The organism is Romboutsia lituseburensis (assembly GCF_024723825.1).
Taxonomy (GTDB): Bacteria; Bacillota; Clostridia; order Peptostreptococcales; family Peptostreptococcaceae; genus Romboutsia_F; species Romboutsia_F lituseburensis_A.
Genome location: NZ_JANQBQ010000001.1, coordinates 481,553 through 500,643 on the forward strand (window position 1 = coordinate 481,553; position 19,091 = coordinate 500,643).

Annotated in this window: 17 protein-coding genes; 5 read left to right on the top strand and 12 right to left on the bottom strand. The window is 27.4% G+C overall.

Translation table 11 applies throughout. The features are described from left to right. The first annotated feature begins 92 nt into the window (after positions 1-92). The gene (nhaA, locus tag NWE74_RS02405) at positions 93-1,292 is read left to right on the top strand and encodes a Na+/H+ antiporter NhaA (RefSeq protein WP_258241641.1); all 1,200 of its coding nucleotides are present in this window, start codon (positions 93-95) and stop codon (positions 1,290-1,292) included. Positions 1,293-1,471: 179 nt separating this feature from the next. Then, the gene (rluF, locus tag NWE74_RS02410) at positions 1,472-2,170 is read left to right on the top strand and encodes a 23S rRNA pseudouridine(2604) synthase RluF (RefSeq protein ID WP_258241643.1); all 699 of its coding nucleotides are present in this window, start codon (positions 1,472-1,474) and stop codon (positions 2,168-2,170) included. Between the two features lie 252 nt (positions 2,171-2,422). Here rluF and NWE74_RS02415 read toward each other — a convergent pair whose 3' ends face one another. Continuing rightward, positions 2,423-2,845, bottom strand: a complete 423-nt coding sequence (locus NWE74_RS02415) for a hypothetical protein (protein ID WP_258241644.1) — start codon at positions 2,843-2,845, stop codon at positions 2,423-2,425. Positions 2,846-2,902: 57 nt separating this feature from the next. After that, positions 2,903-3,217: a hypothetical protein gene (locus NWE74_RS02420; RefSeq protein WP_258241645.1), complete on the bottom strand. Its 315-nt coding sequence runs from the start codon at positions 3,215-3,217 to the stop codon at positions 2,903-2,905. Positions 3,218-3,399: 182 nt separating this feature from the next. On the opposite strand from NWE74_RS02420, the gene NWE74_RS02425 reads away from it, so the two are divergent. Both NWE74_RS02425 and ymfI read left to right on the top strand, forming a co-directional pair. After that, positions 3,400-3,795 (top strand): hypothetical protein, encoded by a 396-nt coding sequence (locus tag NWE74_RS02425; protein WP_258241646.1) that lies wholly within the window; start codon positions 3,400-3,402, stop codon positions 3,793-3,795. Positions 3,796-3,927: 132 nt separating this feature from the next. Next, positions 3,928-4,668: an elongation factor P 5-aminopentanone reductase gene (gene ymfI, locus NWE74_RS02430; protein WP_258241647.1), complete on the top strand. Its 741-nt coding sequence runs from the start codon at positions 3,928-3,930 to the stop codon at positions 4,666-4,668. Between the two features lie 53 nt (positions 4,669-4,721). Here the strand turns inward: ymfI and NWE74_RS02435 are convergent, their stop codons facing one another. After that, on the bottom strand, positions 4,722-5,840 hold the full coding sequence (locus NWE74_RS02435; protein ID WP_258241648.1) for a PAS domain-containing sensor histidine kinase: 1,119 nt from the start codon (positions 5,838-5,840) through the stop codon (positions 4,722-4,724). Positions 5,841-6,088: 248 nt separating this feature from the next. Between NWE74_RS02435 and NWE74_RS02440 the strand changes: the two genes are divergently transcribed. After that, positions 6,089-6,463, top strand: coding sequence for a hypothetical protein (locus NWE74_RS02440; protein ID WP_258241649.1), 375 nt, complete (start codon positions 6,089-6,091; stop codon positions 6,461-6,463). A 53-nt stretch (positions 6,464-6,516) separates the two neighbouring features. Here the strand turns inward: NWE74_RS02440 and NWE74_RS02445 are convergent, their stop codons facing one another. The 9 genes from NWE74_RS02445 to NWE74_RS02485 form a co-directional block, all read right to left on the bottom strand. Then, positions 6,517-6,906, bottom strand: coding sequence for a DUF134 domain-containing protein (locus tag NWE74_RS02445; protein WP_258241650.1), 390 nt, complete (start codon positions 6,904-6,906; stop codon positions 6,517-6,519). A 75-nt stretch (positions 6,907-6,981) separates the two neighbouring features. After that, positions 6,982-7,707, bottom strand: a complete 726-nt coding sequence (locus NWE74_RS02450; RefSeq protein ID WP_258241651.1) for a glucosaminidase domain-containing protein — start codon at positions 7,705-7,707, stop codon at positions 6,982-6,984. 296 nt (positions 7,708-8,003) lie between these two features. Beyond that, positions 8,004-10,742 (bottom strand): calcium-translocating P-type ATPase, PMCA-type, encoded by a 2,739-nt coding sequence (locus NWE74_RS02455; protein WP_258241652.1) that lies wholly within the window; start codon positions 10,740-10,742, stop codon positions 8,004-8,006. A gap of 234 nt (positions 10,743-10,976) precedes the next feature. Then, positions 10,977-12,251, bottom strand: a complete 1,275-nt coding sequence (locus tag NWE74_RS02460) for a Gfo/Idh/MocA family protein (protein WP_258241653.1) — start codon at positions 12,249-12,251, stop codon at positions 10,977-10,979. Positions 12,252-12,407: 156 nt separating this feature from the next. Then, positions 12,408-13,166 (bottom strand): YdcF family protein, encoded by a 759-nt coding sequence (locus NWE74_RS02465; protein WP_258241654.1) that lies wholly within the window; start codon positions 13,164-13,166, stop codon positions 12,408-12,410. A gap of 100 nt (positions 13,167-13,266) precedes the next feature. Beyond that, positions 13,267-14,508, bottom strand: coding sequence for a peptidase U32 family protein (locus NWE74_RS02470; RefSeq protein ID WP_258241655.1), 1,242 nt, complete (start codon positions 14,506-14,508; stop codon positions 13,267-13,269). 303 nt (positions 14,509-14,811) lie between these two features. Then, on the bottom strand, positions 14,812-15,618 hold the full coding sequence (gene proC, locus NWE74_RS02475) for a pyrroline-5-carboxylate reductase (RefSeq protein ID WP_258241656.1): 807 nt from the start codon (positions 15,616-15,618) through the stop codon (positions 14,812-14,814). Between the two features lie 32 nt (positions 15,619-15,650). Then, positions 15,651-18,020, bottom strand: coding sequence for a trans-4-hydroxy-L-proline dehydratase (gene hypD / locus NWE74_RS02480; RefSeq protein ID WP_258241657.1), 2,370 nt, complete (start codon positions 18,018-18,020; stop codon positions 15,651-15,653). Between the two features lie 2 nt (positions 18,021-18,022). Further along, positions 18,023-18,934 carry a trans-4-hydroxy-L-proline dehydratase activase gene (locus NWE74_RS02485; RefSeq protein ID WP_258241658.1) on the bottom strand — a complete coding sequence of 304 codons (912 nt, stop codon included), beginning with the start codon at positions 18,932-18,934 and terminating at the stop codon, positions 18,023-18,025. Between the last annotated feature and the right edge of the window lie 157 nt (positions 18,935-19,091).

Consider the following 19,091-nt stretch of genomic DNA (forward strand, 5'->3'; position numbering starts at 1 on the left):
CTTTGATTTTTATTTTATTATCATATTTGTATAAAGCATTTCATAAATTTAACTAAATGCTTGTTTAAAAATTTTAGTTAGTTGGTGATAAATTGAGATTATTAAGAAACTATAAAAAACCTGTAAAGTTAGAAGTTCTGACCAGTATTTTTTTAATTTTATCTACTATATGTGCTTTATTTATGTACAATAGTCCTTCAAAAAGTACTTATGAGTATATTTTTGAAGAAATTTATATTACTAAAAACTTTTCATTACATATGTTTATAAATGATTTTTTAATGGCAATATTTTTTTTAGTTGCAGGACTTGAGATAAAACATGAAATACTTCATGGAAACTTATCCTCGTTTAAAAAAGCTTCTTTCCCTGTTATAGCATCATTAGGTGGTGTTATCGTTCCCGCTATAATATTTATAGCTTTTAATAAGAATACACCTTTTATTAGTGGATTTTGTATTCCCATATCAACAGACATAGCATTTGCAGTTGGTATTTTTCTTATATTTTCAAAAAAGCTAAATCCTTCATTAAAAATATTTTTATTATCACTCGCTGTTGTTGATGATTTAATGTCTATACTTGCTATTGGTATTGTTTATTCTATAGACATAAATTTAAAATTTTTAATAATTGCTTTTATTATACTAATTACTCTTATAATTTCTAATAAAGTATTAAATATTAAAAGTATTTTTTATTATTTAATAGCTGGCTTATGTATGTGGTACTTTGTGTATTTAAGCGGAGTACACTGTACTATAAGTGGTGTTTTACTTGCTATTGCGATACCATCTGACAATAACTCAGGTAAAAGTACCCTTGAGAAGTTACAAAGAATTCTAGTTCCTATAAATAGTTTGATTATTATTCCGCTATTTGCTTTTGCAAACACAGGAATTTCATTTATTTATAATATTGATATATCATCTGCAAATTCCTTAGTATATGGTATAGTATTAGGTTTGTGTATAGGAAAACCTCTAGGCATTATGCTCTTTAGCTTTATAGGATGCTCTTTAAAAATAACTGAAAAACCATCGAATATAAGTTGGACGGCTGTATTTTTAGTATCACTGATTGCAGGTATAGGATTTACAATGTCTATATTTGTATCAGAAATTGCATTCATACATAATTTAACTTTAGTTAACATCGCTAAGATGTCTATATTATTTTCTGCATGCATATCTATAATATCTAGTATTATTGCAATACTTATAGTAGATTTTAAATTAAAATTAAAAATGAAAAATCATTCTGCTATTGTAAACAAATACTATATATCATAACTACATAATAATTAATATAAAAAGTATTAAAAACAGCTTTAATAAGCTACTTTTAATACTTTTTATATTGTATAATGATTTATTATACTACATAAAACCTTGATTAAGATATATAACTATAATATACTTAAATGTATTATTTAAAATATATTAAGAGTAAAATAAGTAAGGAGATAAACATGAGATTAAATAACTATATTAGCTCTACAGGAATGTGCTCTAGGAGAGAGGCTGATAAGTTAATTCAGCAAAGAAAAGTTTTAATAAATGGTAAGATAGCTCAAATTGGACAAGCTGTTGAACCTAACGATGTTGTAAAGGTAAATGGAAGAAAAATAACACCTAAAAAACAACATGTTTACATAGCATTAAATAAACCTGTTGGAATTACCTGTACAACTGAAAGACATATAAAAGATAATATAATTGATTATATAAATTACCCAGAACGTATATTTCCAGTTGGTAGATTAGATAAACCATCAGAAGGATTAATAATATTAACTAGTGATGGAACTATAGTTAACAAAATACTAAGATCAGAAAATAACCATGAAAAAGAATATGTAGTTACTGTTGATAGAAATATAACTGATAAGTTTATAACTGATATGCAAAATGGTGTACGTATTTTTAATCCTGTAAATAATAAATATGTTATAACTAATAAATGTAAAGTAACTAAGGTAAATAATAAGACATTTAAAATCATATTATCTCAAGGTCTAAATAGACAAATTCGTAGAATGTGTGAAGTATTTGGATACAATGTTACAAAACTTCAAAGAATAAGAATAATGAATTTAACAGTTAAAGGAATAGCTCCTGGAAAATGGAGAAAGTTAACTGATAAAGAAATTCAATCTTTAATAAAATAATTAAGTAAAAAAAGAAGTGTTCATTTAAAACACTTCTTTTTTACTTAATTATTTATATAATTCTTTTTAGAATTACTATTCATATAAATAGCTTTATATGCTCTATCAAATCCATTTATAGCAGGTTTAAATACCCATAGGCCTATAATGAAATTCGATATAGCATGTATTATATCAAACGAAATTCCATTTAGCCAATATGTTATGGCATATGATGTATTATATCAAACGAAATTCCATTTAGCCAATATGTTATGGCATATGATGTATTATATCAAACGAAATTCCATTTAGCCAATATGTTATGGCATATGTTTTATCAATTGGTAAATAAACAATAACAAATAAAAATCCAAAACATATACCAAATAAACCTAAGATTAAAGCCGCTCTAAATTCATTTGTTATAAATCCTTTTAGTAAACTACAAGCTATAGCAAAAGCTCCCCAGACTCCGAAATATCCAATAGATGCTGGGTTAATTCCCCAGATCAGCATATTTAATACAGAAAATACAGTAGTTACATAGATAGTCTTTTTAGCTCCTAATTTTATAGCAAACACTAGTATTAAAAGACTAACAATTTCTATATTAGGCAAGAAGCTTAGAATTGCTTGTGATGCTTTAAGCAGTGCAGCTAATAAGCCAACTAACACAATATCTTTAGTAGTCATACATTCACCCATTCACCTCAAAATATTTATACGGTAATTATAACATATTTTTAAAACTTAAACATATATAAGCATAGATATAAGAGCTATAAAGGATAGCAAGATCCTACTTACATTAAACTTATTTTTATATAAGAATAGACTTAATAAAGTTAGAACTATCAATGTTATACAAATAAGTCTTTCTTTTATGTAATTAGAAGGTATCGCTGTTGTATTTATAAATAAACCTATCAATATAACAAAAACTATAATTATAAACATTGAGTTTCTCTTTACAAATTTGCCTTCTTTATAATTTAATAAAAATACTATTATAAATGTAAGTAATAAAAAGATAATAGTAGAAAGACCTATAAGAAATATTGCCATATTACTCCTTCTCCTTTCAAATTTATAATTAATTATATAGTGAATTAATTACAATAATAGTATCTCACATTTTACTATAATTTACATGTAAAAAACAATACTTTGAAGTGTTATAATAATCTTGCAATATACAAAGGGGAAATTTTGTATAACGTAAATATAATTTTGGGGGATCTAGTGTAATGAAAGGTATTTCAGAAAAAGAAAAATTCGTATGCCCTAAGTGTAACAGCACAAACTTTGATTTAATTACTTCTTCTACTAATTTTGCATATGAATATTGCACAAAGTGTAAATTTAATTTAAAGGAAGCAAAAAAACAAGTTGAGCTTGACTTAATATTCAAGTATCTAACTGATTACTTAAAAAATAATCAGTATAAAAATTTGAACATTGAACTTATAAAAAATAGTGATTCTCTTGAACTAGTTATAAATGGGATTTCTATATTAAATCATAATTTTACATATGAAATATCAAATAAAGATATATACTTCATTGAAAATACGGTGTTTGAGTTAGTAGAAGATATTACTAAAGATTTAAATATTGAAAGTAATATAATAATTTGTGCATAAAAAATATTAGAAAAAACAAAAGCTCTACTAATAAGAGTTTTTGTTTTTTTATTTTTTGACTCTTTAAAAATATGGAAATTTGCAATATAATGATTGTATTCGATTAATACATATGAAAGGAATTTAACATATATGAGTAATAAAACAGTACTAATAACAGGTGCTTCTAGGGGGATTGGTAGAGCCACTGCTAGATTATTTGCACAAAATAATTATAATGTTTTGATAAACTATAATAAATCAGAAAAAGAGGCATATTCTCTTCTTAAAGAATTAAAAGATAATGGATATAGTGCAGATATTTACAAGGCTGATGTATCTAACCCTTTTGAAGTGAATTTAATGGTAAAACATTGCATAGGTACATTCGGTAAAATAGATGTTCTTATAAATAATGCTGGAATAGCTACAGCTAGATTATTTACAGATATAACATATGAAGAATGGAATGAGATGATAAACACTAATTTAAATAGTGTGTTTTATACAACACAAGCTTCTCTTAAATATATGATTAGTGAGCACGCTGGAAAGATAATTAATATATCTTCTATATGGGGAATGGTTGGAGGATCTTTAGAAGTTCATTACTCTACTTCTAAAGCTGCTATAATAGGAATGTCTAAAGCTCTAGCAAAGGAACTAGGTCCATCTAATATTCAAGTTAATTGTATCGCTCCAGGAGCAATTCAAACTGATATGTTAAAAAATGTTAGTGAAGAAGTTCTAGAGGGCTTAAAAGAAGAAACTCCTTTAATGAGATTAGGAACACCAGAAGATATTGCTAATTGTGCGCTATTTTTAGCTAGTGATAATGCAAGTTTTATAACTGGGCAAGTTATAAGCCCTAATGGCGGATTTGTAATAGTTTAAAATTTGTACAAAAAATATTAGAAGCTCTGATTTTAATAATTCAGAGCTTTATTTTACATTGAGTATACATCTGAAAACTCAACATTACATTTTTCAATTCTTAAATGTTCATTATCCATATCAAATTTTTCAATACTATTTTCTTGTATTACTTTTATTGGAATCTCAAATATGAATTCTGAACCTTCCCCAAGTTCGCTATTTACATAAATCTCTCCATCATGCATATTAACTAAAGATTTTACTAGTGATAAGCCAATACCACTACCTTCAGATTTAACTCTATATTTACGGTCATCTTGTACATATCTTTCAAAGATATATGGTAATTTTTCTTGGCTTATTCCGCTTCCATTGTCTTTTATAGACACACGAACTTTTGATGGGAAAGTGTTTATTAAAACATTAATTTCTCCACCATTATCTGTATACTTGATCGAGTTTGATAATAAATTAAGTACTATTCTTTCAATTTTATCTGGATCACAAGCAACTGTTAATTCTTCACAATCGGTATCAAATACTAAATTTATTCCTTTTGTTTCCATATAGCTAGATACAGAAAGAGTAATCTCTTCTATTATATTTATTATATTATGATTTCCTAATTGCAATTGATAGTACCCTGTTTCTATTCTAGTCATATCTATAATATTATTTGCTAGTCTTAACAATCTATATGAGTTTTGCTTTATACACTTTGTATGCCTATTTATATCTGTACCATTTACTGAATTTATATTACCTTTAGCAACGTTTTTTTCTATTAACTGAATTGTACCTAAAATTAAATTTAATGGTGTTTTGAATTCGTGAGATATATTTCCAAAAAATTCATTTCTCATTTCTTCTTTATCTGTATTATTACAATTACAAATTATAATAAAAGCATCCTTATTTTCAAAAATAGATTTTTTTATATTTCCATTAAATAAAACTTTATCTTTTGCATTATTATAAAAGTATAAATCTATATTATGTAGAGACTTATTTTCATTCAACTGTTCTATAATAAAATTAAAATCTTTATCCACTAAAATTGAATTTAGGTCTCTAAGTTCATCAAGTGTATATTTTAGCTTGTTTAATAAGGATGTATTTGCAAACATTATACATCCGTTTTCATCAACAACCAATACATAATCGGTTATTGTATTTAAAATATCTATCATTAGTAGCACTCCCCCTAAAAACTTTCCCCTAATTCTATCTAGCTATATACATTATAGCATGTTATTTAACAAAATGTGAATTATTCTCTAAAAAATGTTAATAAATGATTTATTACTGTTGATAAGTTGTTGTTTTTTGTTAACAACATCCAACAATTAGCTCAAACTGAATTAAAATTATTTTGAGTAAATTTTCATTTTATGGTAATATTAATAATTGAAAATGATAGAAAGATATAGGTGATTATATGGACTTATTACAATTTACAAATCCAAATTTATTTAAAAGTATTTCATTAGATCAAGAAACATTAATATTGGTTAGTAAAGATTCTAAATATACTTTTCATATAAACTTTAAAGATGAAATAAAAGGTGTAGATTTTTATGAACTGGCTTTAGCAACTGAAAATTCATCTGGATACATAAACAAATCTGGTACAGTAAAGGTAATACAAAAATTTGTACTAGATGTTTTAAATGATAAAGTTAAAAATGTAGAAGATGAAGATACTAAAGAAAATAAACCTTATAAATCAAATACTAATAAAAAAATAGCTAAAAAATCTGTTAACAATAACGATAATAAAAATAAATTTTATAAAAACTTAAAGAAGCGTTAAAGATTATTACACAACATGAAAAACTTAAAACACAAGTTTATGTTGTGTATTTTTTATTTACAAAATCCAGCTTCTTTATTGGTCATTATCTTATTAGAATTACAAAGAGGGCAAGCTATTTTATTATTTAAATAGTTCACTGTGTATATCTCTCCACACACAGCACATCTAAACTTGCAAATAGTAGTTATTTTTTTTTCAGGCAAATATTCATCTATTATAATAGGTATATTTTCTATAATTGATGTTGCCATTTTTTTTCTAGCGCTTAATACTAAGTTACTAAATTCATCAGTTGAGACTTTAAGCTTTCTAGCACATTTTTTGTTTTTTAAATTATCTATATCAATAAGTTTTATAGCTTCTATTTCAATAGGCGTCATCCTGATACTTTTTTCTGAAGGTTTATTTATATCTTGATTATTAATGTGATTGATATTCATATTTTACCCTCCTTAAAAAGTTATAAAACAATTAATGATATATACTATGCTTATTAAAGATAAATGTTAAATTTCTTATTGAAGATATAAGTTTTTATATGTTTTTAAAAAACCATGAGCTAGTTTATCTACTTTGCCATCCCAATTCTTACCTTTACCTTCATCTGGGCAATAATTTATTTGCACATCATCAACCGCAACACCTAAGTAATAGGGTCCACCTTTAGATAAATAGTTTTTTGATAAATGCCTGGCAGTTTGTACTACAGATTCATACTGACTTGAAAATAAATGTCCTTCTGAATCATCACTATAAACTTCATAACCAGTTAAATTATTATCTTCTACTGCCCTTCTTGATGTAGCAAATCCACTTTCTAAAGCTACAATTGCAGCCATTGTAAATGCATTTACACCATATTTCTTCTCAGCATCAACAATTGCTCCTGACAAATGAGCCATAGTAGATGCACCTGTATAATTCATAAAAACATTATTTAGCTCTTTTTCAGTAATACCACTTACTAATGTCATATCATCTCTACTATAGTTTACGTTTTGTTTTCTTAAATTTTCTTTTTCTTCTAATAGAATGTTCTCTCTTTGAGAATTAGCAACATTTATACTAGTACTACTTTTAACAATAGTCTGTTCAACTACAGTATTTTTGCTATAATAATCAAAGTCTATTGAGCATAAATTTGAATTATTATATGCTGAACTACTTCTAGATGAAGAATTAAATCCTAGCATTAAAGAAGTCAAACATATTAAGCTAATAACTTTTTTACTCAGTTTCATATTATTTGTCTCCTTGCTTTTATATAAATTCACCTCTTGGATAGTTATATATAGTTCAATATATGACTAAAATATCCTTTATGTAAATTTATATTGCATTTTATCTAGTTTTTATATTTTTTTGCATTTTAAAAATTTTTTCGACTAGTTTTTGTATAAGTTTTAAGTGTTTATTGTAATATTATATTTATTAAAGTATTTTATTTTTGTCGTAATAGATAAATAATTCTTGTACAATTTTTATATTAAATAAAATACCTACACTAATGTATAAATTATAATGTAGGTATTTTTTATTAATTTTTAAATTTTTTATATTGTTCTTTTGCTATTCTAAGTACAAATTTTACAACTTCATTTAGTACAAGTACTGTAGATGCTAGAATTACTATCTTGAACCACATAATATGATTTAGTGATACAGAATTAAAGAATCCTTTAAATACTTGTGTGAATAATATTTGTGCTATAGATGTTATAAGTATAACTTGCAGTGCTAATTTATTTTTAAAGAAGTTTGGTATAGTACTATTTAATCCAAATTCTCTACAGTTTAAAGCATTAAATAGAGCACAAAATGCAAATAATGAGAACACAACAGTTGGCTGTTCACTTGGTGTGGCTTTTAATATGTTAAATAGATATTGTCCATACACAATGGCTATTATTAAAAATGCGTTTATAAATATATTTACGGCCATACTTCTTGCAATTATTCCAGACTTTCTATTTATAGGCTTTCTATTTAAAACATAGTCTCTTACAGGTTCTAAACCTAATGCTAAAGCTGGAGGTCCATCCATTATTATATTGACCCATAATAGCTGAATAGTCGTAAAGGGCATTTCTTTACCCATAAGCTGAGAAATAACAGCTATTGCAAATGCAACAATATTTACTGTAAGCTGAAATTGTATAAATCTTTGGAAATTTTCATATATACCTCTCCCCCATTTTATACCATCAACTATTGTACTAAAGCTATCATCAGTTAATATTATATCTGCTGCATTTTTAGAAACTTCAGTCCCTGATATCCCCATAGCAATGCCTACATCAGCTTTATTAAGGGCAGGAGCATCATTTATACCATCACCTGTAACAGCAACAACTTCTCCATTTTTTTGAAGAGCTTGTACTATTCTCATTTTAGTATCAGGTTTTGAACGTGCTACTATTGATATGTCATTTATCTCTTCCATTAAATCTTTATCGCTCAAAGCATCTATATACGTAGCTTCTACAGCTTTTTTACCATTTTTTAATAATCCTATTTCTTCTCCTATTGCTTTTGCAGTATTTATGTTATCTCCTGTTAACATTTTTACAGAAACACCAGCATTTTTTGCAATATTAATAGACTCTTTTACTCCATCTCTAAGTGGATCTATTATTCCTACAAAACCTCCGAAAACTAAAGCGTCTCCTCTATCTAAACTAACCTCGGATGTAAAGGCCGCTTCTATATAAGATCTGCTTACTTCTTTATATGCAAATCCTAATGTTCTCATTGATTTTGTTTGTAGTTTTTTTATTTCAGCTATCATATTCTCTCTAAGGCTATTTGTCATAGGTACTACCTTTGAACCTTTTTGCATATACATGCATTCTTTTAGAAGAACTTCTGGCGCACCTTTACAAAGAATAACTCCTTGATTGTCCTTCACTATAGTAGAAGTCATACGTTTTTTCTCTGAACTAAAAGGTATTTGAAAAGCTATCATTGTATTTTGTCTCATACCTTGATAATCTTTTTCTTTGTGATATAAAAGTAATGCACATTCTGTTGCACTTCCTATATATTTGAATGAATTATCTTCTTTTTCTATATCTGCAGTTGAATTTATTATACAGTTTTCTTCAAAGTAACTATTACTTTTGTAGTTTGAACTATCTACATAATTACCATCTATATATGCAACTTCAACTTTCATTTTGTTTTGTGTTAGTGTACCTGTTTTATCAGAGCAAATTACTGAAACAGCACCTATAGTCTCACAAGCTTCTTTCTTAGTGACAAGAGCGTTTATTTTAGCCATTTTTTGCATTGTAATAGCTAAAGTAACATTTATCATAGTTGGTAATCCCTCTGGAACAGTTGCAACTATTAAAGCTATACATACCATATAAATATCTTTTGTTGGTTCTAAGGATTGTAAAAAAGGTATAAACCCAGATGTATTTATTTGTATTTGACCTTTTAGCTGCATTTCCATTATCATGTAAAGACAAAGCAGTGTAGCTACTAAACCAGATATAGATGCTATTTTTGCACCTAATTTTCCTAATTTTATCTGAAGAGGTGTTTGTACATTATCTTCACCTAAATTTTGTGCAATTTTACCCATTTCAGTATTATCGCCTATAGAAGTAACAACCATGACCCCTCTACCGTATGCTACCAAAGTTCCTCCAAATACCATATTTATTTGTTTAGCAGGTATTGTATCTTGTTCCATTATTTCTGTCTTTCCATAAATAACGTCCATATCTATAGTAGCATTTGCATCTTTTAATACATCCGCAGATTCTCCTGTTAACATATCTTCTCTTAGTTTTAAGTCATGAGATTCTAATAGTCTTCCATCCGCTGGGACCATATCACCAGTTTCTATATGTACTATATCTCCAGGAACTAAGTCATTTTTAGATATTTGAATTATTCTACCATTTCTAATAACTTTAACTTCTATATTCTCAGTCATTTTAGATAAGGCTTGAGCAGCTTTTTTAGATTTACCTTCTGTTATTATTCCTATCGAAATTCCTAATAAAATAGCTATAATTATGCCTATTGAATCATGTATTTCACCAACAAATGAACTAAGAACGGCAGCACCTAATAATATAAGTATCATAGGCTCCATTAGGCTTTCACTCAGCTCGTCCCAAAATGTAGGTCCATCTTTTACTGTAAACTCATTTTTACCATATCTCTTTTTTCTCTCTTCTATATCTACATCATCTAAACCATGTTTTGAGTTTACTTTCAGGTAACTTAATGTTTCTGATATAGATTTGTTGTAGTATCTCATATAATTCATCCCCTTGGTTCTTTATTTACTTTAAGAAATTATATGAGCCTGTCCTTAGAATTATTCCATCAAATCTCTTTTTAACATAATCTTTACTTTAAAATGACAATAAAAAAATGATGTAATAAAGCCATTATGCTTTTTACATCACATTTTTAAGCAACGGACGAAGTCGTTGGCGACATGAAGTGTAGCGCCCACACAGTGGCTTAAGCGAAGCGAATTTTTTATATCTTATAATTCATTTATATCTTCTTTGATATTATTATAAAAATCAGATAAGTTAATTACTTTATGACTTATTCTAGAATATTCTGCTGCAAAAGCCATCACATGGCTTTGTACTGAATTTGTAGCAGTTGTTTTTAACTCTCCATCATTAGAACTTATAGAACTTATAAAATCTTTAATAAGGGAATAGTCGCCTCCACCATGGCCACTTTGATTTATCTTTGGACTAATTATAGTATGAGTATTAGTACCGAATTTATGAATATCTATTATATTTTGTGTAAAATTACCTCCAACTTCTCCATGGCTAAACATTAGCTTTATAGTTCTACTACATTCCTCTGTAAAAGCAGATAAATTAAAAGTGGCAGTAACTTTATTTTTAAATTCGATTATACTTACCATGTGGTCTACAACATTATTATCACATTTATACACACATCTTCCGTATGGACCATTTTGTAGTGCTTTTTTTAAATTATACTTTGTAGGGTTAGGATGAACTGAATTCAACGATCTAACTATTTTATCTTCTTGTAGATAAATTTTAATTGCAGAGTAAGGACATGTATTTCGTAGATCACATTTTACACAGCGATCTTTCATATTGTGTTTAAATGAAGCACTTGTTAAATGACTTAAATTTCCAAATGAAGATATATATTCACCTGGACTATCAACTAACCATAAAAGTATATCTAAATCATGACAGCTCTTTGCTAAAATTAAAGGACTAGTTTTGATACTATTTCTCCAGTTACCTCTAGTATAACTATGAGCAAAGTGCCAATATCCTATATTTTCATTATGTTGTATGCTTATTAGATCTCCTAAATCTTTGCTTTCAATAATCTTTTTTAGCTCGTTAAAAAATGGTGTGTATCTTAGTACATGACATACCATGAATACTTGATTATTATATTTTTTTGACAGTTCCCCTAATTTTATAACTTCATTTAAATTATTAGACATAGGTTTTTCTAACAACACATGATATCCTTTTTCTAAAGCTAATTTAGCAGGTTCAAAATGTGAGTCATCATTGTTAGCTATTATTATAGCATCTGCAATCTTATTATTTGCCAATAAGTCTTGCCAAGAGTTAAATATATTTTTTGAATCTAGATTATATTTATTTTTAAAAAGATCCCTTTTTTCATCAATAGGTTCTGCTATGGCAACAATTTTTCCTAGTTCTGGGTTATCCAATAAATAAGGTGCATAAGCATACATTCCTCTAGACCCAGCACCTATTACAGCTATTTTTACTTTTTTCATATAATCTCTCCTGTATTAAGAATATTAATGTATTACTTTATATAAATAGTATCTAAGTTAAAAAAATATTCGTATTGCAACAGTAAAAGATAAGAAAACGTAAAAAAGCCATAAATTAAGTTTATACAACTTAATTTATGGCTTTAGTTAATATATCTAATAAATTAATATAGTTTTTAAAAGAGCAAAAAATTCACGTGTATAATATACAGGAATAAATGCTAACTTAGATTTGCTAGAATAAAACGTAACATTTGTATATTCATTTCTTTTAGCTAATACAGAGCTTCTTAAACTATGAAAATCCGTTGTAACTACCTTTATTTGAAGATCTTTTATGGAAGAGGAGCTATGTTTTTCAATTTTAGCTCTAGAATATTTAAAGTTCTCAAATGTATTAGTTGATTTATCCTCTAAGATGATTCTAGAAGGATTTATGTTTTTGTCTATAAGATAATCTTTCATAGCTTGAGCCTCAGATGTTTTTTCATCCGAGCCTTTACCTCCAGATACAACTATAAAACAATCATCTTTAGTTCTATCTAAATACTCTATTGCTGAATTTAATCTAGATCTCAATGTAAGGCTTGGCCCATTTTTTTTGACTGCAGCACCTAGTACAATCAAATAATCACACTGATTAGTTATGTCACTTTTAGGATATAGAATCATTAAAGCTTCTCCTATTATAAAAATTGCTACAATAATAATTATTATTAACTTTATTATTATATTTTCAAGATAGTTTTTCTTTGTCTTATTTTTTATAAATCCATATAAAATAAAACAAATTCCAAGGCATAAGAAGAATTCATCAAATGCTAGCCCTCCAAATGCAATATTTATATAAGAATAATAAATAATAGAAATTAACCCTATTATAAAGTAAATATAACTATTTTTTAATATAGGCATATGTTTTTTAATTGTTATCACCCCTAAGAAATTATATCAATTATGTAAATATATGTAAATAAAAATAAAGTAGGATATCCTACTTTATTTTTATTTTATATTAAAGAGCTCTAATAGTTAATATAGGCTTTCTTAGCATATAATCTTTTTCAACATCTATGTCTAACTTCATTTTTACTATTTGTCTTGCATGAGGAGCTGATTCTATAGGTTCATTTTTTTCATCATACATTTCTAATATATTAGCTTCCATAGTTTCTTTAAATGGACCAATAATTTCTATTTTATCTCCTACATTCATCTTGTTTCTTTGTTCTACTATAACTAAATCAGAATCTTCTTCGTGACCTCTTACAATACCTATAAAGTCATAATTTCTTATATAAGAAGCTGACTCGTAGTTATGGGCAGTATCATCAGGCCTATTGAAATAGAAGCCAGTTGAGTAATCTCTGTGACTACCTTTTTTTAGTTCATCTAACCACATCGGGTTAAACTTCCAATTTTCAGGATCTTTATAATATTCATCTAAAGCCATTCTATAAGCCCTAACTGTCGTAGCTACATAGTAAGCAGTTTTCATTCTACCTTCTATTTTTAAACTCGTTATTCCACTTTCTATTATTTGAGGGATGTATTCTATCATACATAAATCTTTAGAGTTAAAGAAGAATGAAGAATCGATACCTTCTACTACTGGCTCGTATTCTCCTAGACTTACTTCATCAAATAAAGTATATTTCCATCTACATGGTTGAGCACAAGCACCTCTATTTGCATCTCTACCTGTTGTGTAGTTACTTATAACACACTTACCAGAATAAGACATACACATAGCTCCATGAACAAAGGCTTCTATATCCATATCCTCAGCTGCATTGTCTCTTATTCTTTTTATCTCTTCAAATGATAATTCTCTTGCCATGACAACTCTTTTAGCTCCTTGATTATACCAGAAGTTTGAAGCTAATGAATTTGTCGTACTAGCTTGAGTACTTATATGTATTTCCATATTAGGAATAGTTTCTTTTACTACACTAAATACACCCGGATCACTTACTATAACTGCATCTACACCTATTTGATCTAACTCTAATAAGTATGCTTTTAATTGGTCTAGCTCTTCATTTCTAGGTATTATATTTATAGTTACAAATACTTGTTTACCTCTTTCATGAGCAAATTCTAAACCTTCTTTCATATCTTCTATTGTAAAATTTTTAGCTGCAGATCTCATACCAAATATTTCGCCACCTAGGTATACCGCATCTGCACCATAAGTAAATGCTATTTTTAATCTTTCTAAATCACCTGCTGGTGCTAGTAGTTCTACTTTTTTCATATGTTTCTCCTTTGCTTATATATTAAATTAAATCATAATATTTAATGTCACAAATCGTTTTATATAGTTATATTTTACCCAAATACATTATTATAAAACTTGCTTAAATTATTTTAAAAATTATTATAACTAATTTATTATACATTATATTGTCGATTTTATAAAGAATTCTATTGTATTAAAATTAAATATTAAAATATATATGAATATAAAAATAAAAAATGGATTCTTGAAAGAACCCATTTTTACGTATAAGTATTTTTATCAATAAACGAAGTTATTAATTATGATTTAAGTAATCTTTTATTTACTCATTTCTTGAGATTTTTTTATACAATTTTCCATAGCTTTTATAACAGCGTTTCTTAGGCCTTTTTCTTCTAAGGTTTTAACTGCCTCTATAGTAGTTCCTCCAGGAGAGCAAACCATATCTTTAAGCTCACCTGGATGTTTACCGCTTTCTAAGACCATCTTTGCAGAGCCCATTACAGCTTGTGATGCAAATTTATAAGCTTGAGGTCTAGACATACCAGCACTAACTGCAGCATCTGCCATAGCTTCTATAAACATAAATACATATGCTGGAGCAGAACCACTAACACCTATTACAGCATCTATCATATTTTCAGAAACAACCTCGCTCTTACCGAATGAATCAAATATATTTTTTACAGTATCTAATTCATCATCAGAGATATTTTTATTTTTACAAAGAGCACTCATACCCTCATTAACAAGCGCTGGTGTATTTGGCATAGTCCTTACTATTTTTTTATCATTTCCTATGATATTTTCAATTGATTCTATTGTCTTTCCAGCTGCTATAGTAACTATTATCTTATTATTGTCTATTAAATCTTTTACAGAGTCTAGAACTAAACCATATACATTAGGTTTTACTGCTACAATAACAATGTCTGATTTTTCAACTACATCCCTTGAATCTGTAGATGTATTTACATTAAATTCAGCATTAACCTTATTTAATGTATCTTGATTTAAATCAGAAACATTTATTTTATTTGATGGTACTAACTTAGACTTGACTATTCCACCTATCATAGCTTTAGCCATATTACCTGATCCTATAAATCCTATTGTTTTATTCATTTACATTTCTCCTTTGATTTCAAATTTATTTATTAAAATGTTTGCTCAGTTCTTTCTATTATTTCATCTTGCAAAGCTTTACTTAAGTTGTTAAAGTGATCACTATATCCTGCAACTCTTACTATTAAATCATTGTATTCTTCAGGAGTTTTTTGAGCTTTAAGTAATATATTCTTATCAAACACATTAAATTGAATATGATGTCCATCCATATTAAAATATGCTCTTATTAAGTTAGACATATTTTCTATACCTTCTTCCCCTTTTACTACAGAAGGTGCAAAACGTTGATTTAATAAAGTTCCTCCTGTTTTTAAGTGATCCATTTTAGAGCAAGATTTAATCACACTAGTAGGTCCATTTATATCGGCTCCTTTTTCTGGAGAAATCCCCTCTGATAATGGCTTACCTCTTAATCTCCCATTTGAGCTTGCTCCCATAACTTCTCCAAAATAAACGTGACAAGTAGTAGGTAACATGTTTATTCTATAAGTACCACCTATAGGTGATCTTCTTCCTGTTACTTCTTTATAAAATGAATTAAATACATCTATCATTAAATCATCGGCATAATCTTCATCATTACCATATTTAGGTGTTTTATTTTTGACTAAATTGTAAATTCTTTCATATCCTTCAAAGTTATTTTCAATAGCATTTAACAATTCTTCCATTGTAAACTTCTTATTATCAAATACATTGTATTTAATTGAAGCTAAGCTATCTGTTGTAGTTCCTATTCCTACACCTTGAATGTACTTAGTGTTATATCTAGCCCCTCCTGCGTTATAATCCTTTGCAGTTTTTATACAATCATCTACAATAACACTCATAAGAGGAGATGGCATATGTTTTGCATAAATTGATTCTATTACATTATTTCCCTTTACCTTAATATCTACAAAGTGTTTAAGTTGCTTTTTAAATGCATCGAATAAATTTTCATATGCAATAAACTTTTTAGCATCTCCTGTTTTTAATCCAATTTGTTTTTTAGATATAGGGTCAAATCCATTATTCAAAGTAATTTCGAGAATTTTAGGTAAGTTTAAATAACCTGTTAAAACATAAGCTTCTTTTCCAAAGCATCCTGTTTCAACACATCCACTTGTTCCTCCATATCTAGCATCTTCTAAGGTCTTACCTGCATCTAAAAGCTCTTGTAAAATAGCTTCTGTATTATAAAATGCCGGTTGCCCCCATCCTTGTCTAGAAATTTCACAAGCTCGTTTTAAAAATTTCTGTGGAGTTTTCTTGCTTATTTGTACATTAGAGCTTGGCTGTAAAAGTCTCATTTCATCCATAACGTCTAATATTATATAGCTTACATCATTTACACCATTTTTACCATCACTAGTTATTCCACCTGTATTTATATTTGCAAAGTCAGTATATGTTCCACTTTCTTTTAATGTTATACCTACTTTTGGAGGAGCAGGCTGATTATTAAATTTAACCCATAAGCATTCTAATAATTCCTTTGCTTTGTTATAGTCGATTATACCATTTTCTAAATCATCTTTATAAAAAGGATATAAATGCTGATCTAATCTACCAGGACTAAAAGCATCCCAAATATTAAGTTCAGTTGTAACACCTATATGAACAAACCAGTACATTTGAAGAGCCTGATGATATGTATTCGGTTTATTCATTGGGACTATTTCACAATTATTTGATATTAGTAAAAGTTCTTTTTTTCTGTTTTCATCATATTCATTTTGAGCTAATTCTCTAGCATATTTTGCATATCTTTGAGCATAAATAATAATTGCATCACAAGCTATATCCATAGCTTCTAATTGAATTTTTTTATTATAAGCATTTAAGTCATTGATAAAATCAATATTATCTATCTCATCTTTTATTTCTTGTTTTAAATCCAAGAATCCTTTTTGATATATAATATCACCACATACAGTATGACCTGGAGCCCTTTGTTCCATAAATTCAGTAAAAATTCCATTTTCATAACAATCTATCCATTGTTTGTCCATTGAATTTATTATTTTCTTTCTTAATTGTCTATTTTCCCAAAAAGGTATAATTTCCTCTTTTTGTATTTTTCGTACATCATCACTTACTTTAAAAGATATCTTATCCCTCTTATCCATAATTTCTAAATCATCCATTGTATGACAGCAAAGCTCAGGATAAGTTGGAGCCCCCTGTGCAGAGGAACCCTTTTCTCCTACAATTAGTTCTCCCTCATTTATACAAAGACTTCTATTTTCCATATAGTGCTTAAATGCTAATGCCCTAAGTACTGGAACTTCAACACTACCTTCATATTTTTTATATGCTTGTGTTATAAGCTTCGCTCTTTCTATACTTATATATGGTTTTGTATCTATACTTTCTTGTCTTAATTTTTTAGTTCTATCAAAACTTCCCCTTAACATATTTATCCCCCTATTTTAGTTATAAAATGATTATTTTCAAACAACAAACTAATTTCTTTTAATTTTTCTTCACTTGGAGTTTTAAACTCAGTACCCTCATACTTTTTATTTAGCTTTGTGTATTTATAGATACCTATATCATGATATGGAAGAAGATTTATATTTTTTATATTTAATGGTGATAAAAATTTTATTATTTTTTTTATCTCAGTGTTTTCTTTGTCTACATTTACTCCTTCTATTAAAGGTATCCTAATAGTTATACTTACATCTTCATCTGATAGTTTTTCTAAATTATCAAGTATTAATTTATTATCTACACCTGTAAATAATAGATGCTTTTCACCATCTATTAGCTTAATATCATATAAGAATAAATCTGTATATGGTAAAATTTTTTTGAACTTTTCAAACGAAGTAAAACCACAAGTATCAATTGTAGTATGTATGCCTTTATCTTTGCAAGACTTAAGTATCTGTTTAATAAAAAAGATATCTGATGTCATAACTTCTCCCCCAGATAAAGTAACGCCACCATTAGATTCTTCATAAAAAATCATGTCTTTTTCAATTTCATTAACTAGTTGGTTAACAGTATATATTTTACCTGCTATTTCACGAGCATTATTTAAACAATAATCCAAACAAATTTCACAAAATTCACACTTTTCTTTGTGCAGATATATTTGATTATTCTCTTTATATATAGCATGATTAGGGCAATGATTCATACATGAATCACATTGAGTACATTTTTCTAGATTATATAGTACTTCTTTTGTGTATTTCTGACTTTCTGGATTGTGACACCAAGCACATTTTAGAGGACAACCCTTAAAAAAAATAGTAGTTCTAATACCAGGTCCGTCGTGAATACTACATTTTTGTATGTTTATAACTAATGGATTATTCATTTTACCCCCTATTTAATTTAAATTTTCATCTATATTTTTAACATACTATACTAATAATACTTTGTCTATATAAGTTTTTAAATTTCTATATACTTACTTTAAAAACTAAAAAAATACCTTAAAATATGTTAGATTAAGATATTTTTTTTAGTCTTAA